Origin of the sequence: Streptacidiphilus melanogenes (assembly GCF_000787835.1) — a bacterium.
GTDB lineage: Bacteria > Actinomycetota > Actinomycetes > Streptomycetales > Streptomycetaceae > Streptacidiphilus > Streptacidiphilus melanogenes.
Map to the genome: position 1 here is coordinate 10,494 of NZ_BBPP01000013.1, position 6,909 is coordinate 17,402.

The 6,909-nt window shown below is 72.2% G+C and carries 8 protein-coding genes; 3 read left to right on the forward strand and 5 right to left on the reverse strand.

All coding sequences use genetic code 11. The features are described 5' to 3' along the window. Positions 1 to 239: 239 nt before the first annotated feature. Both TR49_RS16360 and TR49_RS16365 read right to left on the reverse strand, forming a co-directional pair. Positions 240 to 2,540 (reverse strand): WD40 repeat domain-containing protein, encoded by a 2,301-nt coding sequence (locus TR49_RS16360; protein ID WP_042382418.1) that lies wholly within the window; start codon positions 2,538 to 2,540, stop codon positions 240 to 242. Between the two features lie 46 nt (positions 2,541 to 2,586). Continuing rightward, positions 2,587 to 3,174 carry a hypothetical protein gene (locus TR49_RS16365; protein ID WP_152627304.1) on the reverse strand — a complete coding sequence of 196 codons (588 nt, stop codon included), beginning with the start codon at positions 3,172 to 3,174 and terminating at the stop codon, positions 2,587 to 2,589. A 326-nt stretch (positions 3,175 to 3,500) separates the two neighbouring features. On the opposite strand from TR49_RS16365, the gene TR49_RS16370 reads away from it, so the two are divergent. Further along, the gene (locus TR49_RS16370; protein WP_052434358.1) at positions 3,501 to 4,571 is read left to right on the forward strand and encodes a phosphatidylinositol-specific phospholipase C; all 1,071 of its coding nucleotides are present in this window, start codon (positions 3,501 to 3,503) and stop codon (positions 4,569 to 4,571) included. 181 nt (positions 4,572 to 4,752) lie between these two features. Here TR49_RS16370 and TR49_RS16375 read toward each other — a convergent pair whose 3' ends face one another. After that, entirely contained in the window at positions 4,753 to 5,316 is a 564-nt protein-coding gene (locus TR49_RS16375; protein ID WP_042382420.1) for a hypothetical protein, read from the reverse strand. Between the two features lie 316 nt (positions 5,317 to 5,632). On the opposite strand from TR49_RS16375, the gene TR49_RS46720 reads away from it, so the two are divergent. After that, complete coding sequence (locus TR49_RS46720) at positions 5,633 to 5,791, forward strand: hypothetical protein (protein ID WP_369405315.1); 159 nt, start codon at positions 5,633 to 5,635, stop codon at positions 5,789 to 5,791. Positions 5,792 to 5,840: 49 nt separating this feature from the next. Continuing rightward, positions 5,841 to 6,089, forward strand: coding sequence for a hypothetical protein (locus TR49_RS16380; RefSeq protein WP_042382422.1), 249 nt, complete (start codon positions 5,841 to 5,843; stop codon positions 6,087 to 6,089). A 76-nt stretch (positions 6,090 to 6,165) separates the two neighbouring features. Here the strand turns inward: TR49_RS16380 and TR49_RS16385 are convergent, their stop codons facing one another. Together TR49_RS16385 and TR49_RS16390 are read right to left on the reverse strand one after the other, a co-directional pair. Beyond that, a complete protein-coding gene (locus TR49_RS16385) occupies positions 6,166 to 6,492 on the reverse strand; it encodes a DUF6401 family natural product biosynthesis protein (RefSeq protein WP_042382603.1) in 327 nt (108 codons plus the stop codon). 95 nt (positions 6,493 to 6,587) lie between these two features. After that, the coding region (locus TR49_RS16390; RefSeq protein WP_042382424.1) for an SRPBCC domain-containing protein at positions 6,588 to 6,909 on the reverse strand (322 nt) is incomplete at its 5' end.

Here is a 6,909-nt window from a genome sequence, read left to right on the forward strand (position 1 = left end):
CGCCGGCACCGCGCCCGGGCGCGGAGGCCCGACGTCGACCACGCTCATGCCATCTCCTCGAAGAGTCGGATGGATACCCCCTTGGGTATCGCTGACACCGAGGATAGGCATACCTATGGGGGTATTGCCAAATACCCTCTGGGGTATCAGCCGGTCTGACCCTGCCGAACCGAACGCCCCGATGCCGCTCAACCCGCCCGGTTGGGAGCTTGCCGAGCAGCAAGCAGTCGCCTTCCGAGTCAGCGTGGACTGAGCAGGGCGAGTTCGGGGCCGAAGGCGACAACGAGCGCTCCGCCCGGCGTGCCGGCGAGAGCCGTCACCGGGTGGGGGAAGACGTACGCGGCCTCCGGTTCGCGTGCGGTGGCCGGGTCCCAGAGCTGGACCGTACGGTCCTGGGCGACAGCCGCCAGCGGCCGTGCGGGGGCGGTGAGGACGGCCAGCGTGCGGCCGGATCCCTCGTGATCGGCCCGGGCGCCGCCGAGCTGTCTTCCGGTGCCGAGATCCCACAGGCGCACGGTGTCGTCGCGACTCCTGGTGACCGCGAGGGACTTCCCGTCCACCACGGTGGCCGCCACCGCGGTCACCCAGTCGGTGTGGCCGACAAGGGGTTCGCCGACCTGGTGGCCGGTGGCGAGGTCCCACACGCGCACCGTCCTGTCCCAGCCGCCCGTGACCGCGACGGGCCGTTGCTCCAGCACGGTGGTGGCCACGGCCAGGATTCGGCTGGAGTGACCGGAGAGCGGCTCTCCGATCTGGCGGCCGGTCGAGAGGTCCCACGTACGTGCGGTCCGGTCGGCTCCGGCCGTGACGGCGACGGGCCGGGTGTCCACCACGGCGGCGGTCATGGCCAGCACCCTGCCGTGGTTGGTCGGCCAGGGATCGCCGACCTGCCGGGCGTCCGCCAAGGACCGGACCTGGACCGTGGCGTCCGAACCCGCGGTGACCACGACCGGCAGCCCGTCCACGACCGCGGTGGCGATCGCGGAGACCTCGCCCGCGAAGCCGGTGAGGGCCGTGACGGGCTGCCCGTCGCCGGCGAGGTCCCAGAGCCGCAGGGTTCGGTCGACGCCTGCCGTCACCGCGAAGGGACGGCCTGCGAGGACCCCGGTGGCCAGCGCCGACACCGGGCCGGTGTGCCAGGACGGCGCCTGGGCGACCGGCTGAGTGACCGTGAGATCCCAGGTCCTGACGGTGTGGTCCGCGCCCGCGGTGACGGCGACCGGGCAACCGTTCACGACCGTGGTGGCGACGTCCCACACCTGACCGATGTGGCCGGCCAGCGGCGCGCCGAGCTGCCGCCCGGCTGCCACGTCCCACACGCGCACCGTCCGGTCGAGGCCCACGGTGACGGCGAGCGACTGACGGCCGGACCTGGAGCCGGCGATGACGGTGGCGATGGCCCAGACGCGGTCGGTGTGACCGGTCAGCGCCGCGCCGACCGGCAGGCCCGTGGCCGAAGAGCAGACGCGCACCGTCCCGTCGTCCTCGGCGGTGAGGGTGACCGTTTGCTCGTCCGTCCGCACGATCTCGGCGGCGACCCTCGCCTCGCCCGGGCCGGCGCCGACGAGCTGCGATCGGCTGTCCGAACGACCTGTGAGCGACTCCCAGAGGGGTGCTTCCGCATCCTGGCCGCACTCGAAGGTGGCAGGCTGACCGCTCGGCACGATCGTCTCGACCCTGCGTGTGCCGTCCGGCTCCTGGCGGCCCGCTGCCAGATCCCAGATCCGCAGGCGGTGTCCCGCGTCGGCCGTGAAGGCGACGGGACGCCCGTCGATCACGGCGGTATCCCACCCCCGGACCGGCGTGCCGAGCGTGCGGCCGGTGGCCGGATCCGCAAGGAGCGTGGTCTCCCCCGTGTCGACGGCGACGGCGACGATCCGTCCGTTCTCCACCGTCACGGCCACCACCTGGGCCAGGTCGATCAGGGCGAGGGAGCGACCACCGAACGATCCGGCGCTCACGAGCTCCAGGGACTCTCCGACCTCATGGCCCGTCAGCACATCCCGGACCCGAAGCGCTCCGTCCGCCTCGGAGGTGACGACACGGCGCCCGTTCAGGATCGCCAGCTCGCTCACATCGGCGAACTCGGCGAGCTGGAGGCCGCCGACCAGATCCCATGAACGCATCGTGCGATCCGCTCCGACAGTGAGGACGACGCGGCGGCCGTCCACCGTCATGCTGTCCACGATCTGCACGAACTCGCCGACCCCACGGCCGGTGCCCACGTCGAAAACCAGCACCGTTCCGTCGGTGTTCAGCGTGAAGGCGACCACGCGCCGGCCCACCGCCGCCGTCGTCACCGACAGGACCTCCGCCGTCGTCGACGACACCGGGTCGGTGCGGCCGATCACCGGCTCATGGAGCCCGCAGCCCGTCGTCAGGTCCCAGAAGCGAAGTGTCTTGTCCCTGCTGCCCGTCACGGCGACCGGCCGGCCGTCGACATGGACCGTCGCCACCGCCGTGACCGGCCCGTCGTGACCGGTCAGCGAATGCAGCAGTCTGCGGTCCGCCAGGAAGCCGCTCGCCCAGTCCACCTGCATGTCCGACTTCCTTTCGACGAGGAGTGCGTGGCAGACCGGCTCGGGGTCAGCCCGCGCCCGCCGGCCCGCAGGTCTGGGCGGCGTGGAGCAGCGGCGCCAGGGTGACCGCCAGGACGAGCGCGGTCGCCGACAGCCACACGGCATACCGCGTGAGCGGCCCGGCCCGGTGCCCGCGGACGACCGCGGTGAGCCAGGCGGCGAGGAGGCCGCCCGCCAGGGCGGCGGCGAAGGCGGCCGGCACGACGCCGGACCAGAGCGGGTGCTGCGGCAGCTCGGCGGTGCAGTAGTCGTTGTCGTCGGCCGCTGCGGTCTCGAGCAGCACCAGCGGGCAGGCCGCCGCTGAAACCGTCCAGGCGACGCCGCCGAGGATCCAGAACCGCGGCCCGCGCAGACCCTGCCGGGCCGCGGCCAGGGTCGCGCCCATCAGCAGCACCGGCGGCGTCAGGAGCAGCGCACAGAACGCGACGAGTCCCTCCCGCTCCTGGCCGACCTGCGGGTCGTCGGCCCAGTACCAGCCGAGGAAGCTCAGGCAGCAGACCGCGAAAAGCACCAGCACGGCGAGCGCGTGCGCCGGCACGCGGGCGCGCGGCGCGTCCGCGAACGACGCCGGCCACACCTCCGCCCGCCTCGTCACCGGACCTCCCGAGGCTCGAGAACCAGCGCGAGCGCGCCGAGAGCAGTGGAGTAACGCGGCATGTCCCTCTCCTCACGTGCGGCCTTCGGTGATCACCGCCAATGATCATCACGGAGCACTCGCGCGCCGCGCATCCGGGAAACTACGGAAACTCGTCTGCGACACCGGCGATCGAGGCCGTGTCTCCACCCGCGCCTCGTCTCCGACCCATTGCCCAGCAGTCGGGTCCCCTGGGAGGATACGCGTCGTCCACCGCCCCTACGGCACGGTAACTTCCGTTTGGAAAACGGGTGTTGACCTGCCGAACCGACCCGAGGGAGCACCACGTGATCAGAGCTCGGCGCGTTGCCTCACGTGCGGCGCTTCTGGCGGCCGCGCTGACCTGCCTGGCGGGGGCCGTGGCCACGCCGGCCCTGGCCGACCAGACTCCGGGATACTCCCACGATGGCAGCATCGGGCTGACGGCCACCGACTGGATGGGCCGTCTGCCCGACTCGACGCTGCTGAGCGAGCTGTCGGTGCCCGGCACCCACGACAGCGGCGCCTCCGTCTTCGGCGGGGACATCGCCTTCACGCAGTCGATGAACCTGGCAACGCAGTTGAACTCCGGGATTCGAGCCTGGGACATCCGGCTTGGCGAGTCCTCCGGTCGCCTGGAGCTCTACCACGGCATCGCCCGGCAGGGGCAGGACTTCCAGAACGACGTCCTCGCCACCGCCGACGCCTTCCTCCAGGCGCACCCCACCGAGACCATCCTGATGCGGGTCAAGGAGGAGCAGACCGTCACCGACTTCGCCGACCAGGTGCACGGCTACCTCGCCGCGGACCCGCGCGTCTACCGCGGCACCAGCGACGACCCGCAGTTGGGCGACATCCGAGGCAGGATCGTCGTGCTGCAGGACTTCTCCTCGCCCTACCGTGAGGGCATCCCCTACGCGAACAGCGACTGGTCGGTCCAGGACAACTACACCCTGTCCACCAACTGGGACCTGGCCAACAAGTGGCACAGCGTCTCAGCACAGCTGGACGCGGCCGGTTCCGGACCGGCCACCGAGACGTACGTCAACTACCTGAGCGGCTCGGGCGGGTCGTTCCCGTACTTCGTCGCCAGCGGCCACTCCAGCCCGGGGACCGGCGCGCCCAACCTGCTCACCGGCTGGACCCGCGGCATCATCAACACCTGTGGCGGGTCCTCCAGTTGCATCCCGGAGTACCCCAGCGTGAACTGCTTCTGGGGCACCTGCTCCGTCGCCTTCCAGGGTGTGAACGTCCTGGCCATGCGGAAGATGGACGCAGCGTCCGGCACACACCACCGCTACGGAATCGTCTACGCCGACTTCCCCGGCGCCGGGCTGATCCAGGACGTCATCAACTCCAACTCCGGCACCGCAAGGTGACACCAGCGGGCCCGCCGCGCTGACGGGTTCGCCTCAGGTGGCGAAGCGGAGGACGGCGGCGCAGCCGTCGTCCTCCGGGGTGCTGGGGAGTCGCAGGGCCCTTCAGGGCGAGTCACGGCGATCCGCATCCCTTCAGGGCCGTTCAGGGCCGTTCGGGTTCGTTCAGTGCTCTCGGCAGACCCTACGCCGGGAAGTCGCGGGCCTTGATCTTGGCGAAGCGGACGCCGTCCGGGTGGTGCCAGACGACGCCCTCGCAGCCGTCCGCGGCCGCGAGGGCGAGCACGGCGGCGCGGATCCCGTCGAAGGTCAGCTCGGGCACGTCCACCGGCAGGGCCGTGGCGTGCCGGACGAGCCGGTGCCCCTCCGCACGCTCCGGGTTGCCGTTGATCTTCGGGCCGACGAGCTCGAAGGTACCGGTGACGCCCTCCGGCAGCGCCGTGTTCGCCACGGCCTCCGCGTGGAACTTCGCGAACGCGGACTGCCCGACGGGCTCCCAGCCCATCGTCTTGCCCGTCGCCTGGTCCGTCTCGACCGGCACGTAGTTCGGCGGCGGGGTCTTGCCGGGCTTCACCTCGCGTCGCGCCCACCACTCGCCCTGCTCGTCGAGCATGACGCAGGTGCCGTCGAACTTCCTCGTCGCGACTCCCTCCCCGTCGAAGACCCACTGGCAGGCGGGGTTGGTCTCGGGAAGGACGCGGGCGCGGTCGTCGGGGTCGCGTCGGAACAGCGTGGGGATCTTGCGCATGAAGGTTCCTCGGTCGATGGGGTCGGGCGGGCGTGGGCCGCACCCATCGTGGGGCAGGCGAGGGCCCGGCGGCATCCCGTTTATACGCCTTCTCTGCCCCTGTGGCTGTCGGGCCGTCAGCGGTTGAGCAGGTCCTCGACACGGGCCGCGAGGTCGAGGACGGCCGCGGCCTGGCGGGCTGGGCGGCGCGTGCTCGTTCGCGCTCTCCTTCACCGCGTGGGGCCAGTGGCTGGTCCTGTCCCGGCTCTGGCTCCCGCTCACCGGCCGGCTGCCGTGGGACACGACCGCGTTCCTGGACGACGCCTACCGGCGGGGCGTGCTGCGTCAGACCGAGGCGGTCTACCAGTTCCGGCACCTGCGGCTGCGGCAGCATCTCGGCCACGCGTTCCGGGAGCGGCACCAACGCAGGTACGCGCCCGCGCGGTTCACCCTCCCGCGCGCCGCCACGGAGCCGCACGCCGACCTCGAGACCTGACCGGCGGCGACGGCGTGCGCGAACGGGCGGGGCGACGGAAGCTGGACGCATGACTCAGGCAGACGCGGGACCGCCGCACGCGAGCCCGGCCCACTCCGTCGAGGTCGGCGCGCTGGAGCCGAAGGCGCACAGCCGTCAGGTCCGCATCGTGCGGCCGGGCACCACCCCGGTCGTGGTGGCCTGCTCCAGTCGGCGGCAGTTCGAGGAGGTGCTGCGTCGCGAGCGCCCCGACCTCTCCCCCGACGCGCCCGACGTCGTCCACTGGGCCGACCATCCGGGCGAGTGGCCCTCCGACTGACCGTCAGCGCCGACGGCCCGACGCCGCCCCCGGGTCGGTGCACGCGGGTCGGTGCGCGCGGGTCGTTGCGCGCGGGTCAGTGCGCGTCCGGCTCCAGCAGCCGGTGCTCGCGCACCAGCCAGCAGACGGCGGTGAGCCGGCACACGGCGTAGTCGTGGCCGACCGGCTCCTGCCAGCCGATCTCCTCCAGCGCGTCCAGGAAGCCCAGCGCGTAGTCGGAGAGGTCCTCAGGGTCCGGCGCGTCGGCCTCCAGCTCGGACCACGGGCCCCGCAGCCGCTCGCGCAGCTCGGCCACGTGCTGGTCCACGGCCGCGACGAACCCGGGCTCGAACGCGAACTCCGCGAGGCGCGCGCCGTACGCGTCGGTGAGCCGCGCCAGCGGCGCGAACCGTATCTCGGACATGCGTTCCAACATACGGTCCGCCCCGCGTCCTGGGACCGGGCACCGGACTTCTGCCCGTGAGACCTTCGGCACAGCAAGGCGTGACGTGAAAGGCGTCAGCTGCTCGGGGCCATCTCCCACGGCTGCTGGGGCAGCACCTCGCCGGTCTCCAGCAAGGACTTGAGGTTGGCCATGACGGCCGGCCAGCCGTGGGAGACCGCGTCCTGCGCCTTCGTGTCGGGGAGGTTCTCGTGGGTGACGGTGAGCCGGACGATGTCCTGGTGGGGCTCGATCAGGAAGGTGACGACCGAGGCCGCGTCCGCCTCCTCCTCGGCCTCGAAGGTGATCACCAGACGGGTGGGCGGCTCCGCCGCCAGGACGCGGCCGACGACGTCGGCGACGCCCGAGCCGTCGGTGCGGCGGTGCTCCCAGCGGGAG

Excerpts from the sequence above, each read along its gene's own strand:
- TR49_RS16360 (WP_042382418.1), bottom strand. The coding sequence starts at position 2,540 with ATGCAGGTGGACTGGGCGAGCGGCTTCCTGGCGGACCGCAGACTGCTG.
- TR49_RS16375 (WP_042382420.1), bottom strand. The coding sequence starts at position 5,316 with ATGCGCAAGATCCCCACGCTGTTCCGACGCGACCCCGACGACCGCGCC.
- TR49_RS16380 (WP_042382422.1), top strand. The coding sequence starts at position 5,841 with ATGACTCAGGCAGACGCGGGACCGCCGCACGCGAGCCCGGCCCACTCC.
- TR49_RS16385 (WP_042382603.1), bottom strand. The coding sequence starts at position 6,492 with ATGTCCGAGATACGGTTCGCGCCGCTGGCGCGGCTCACCGACGCGTAC.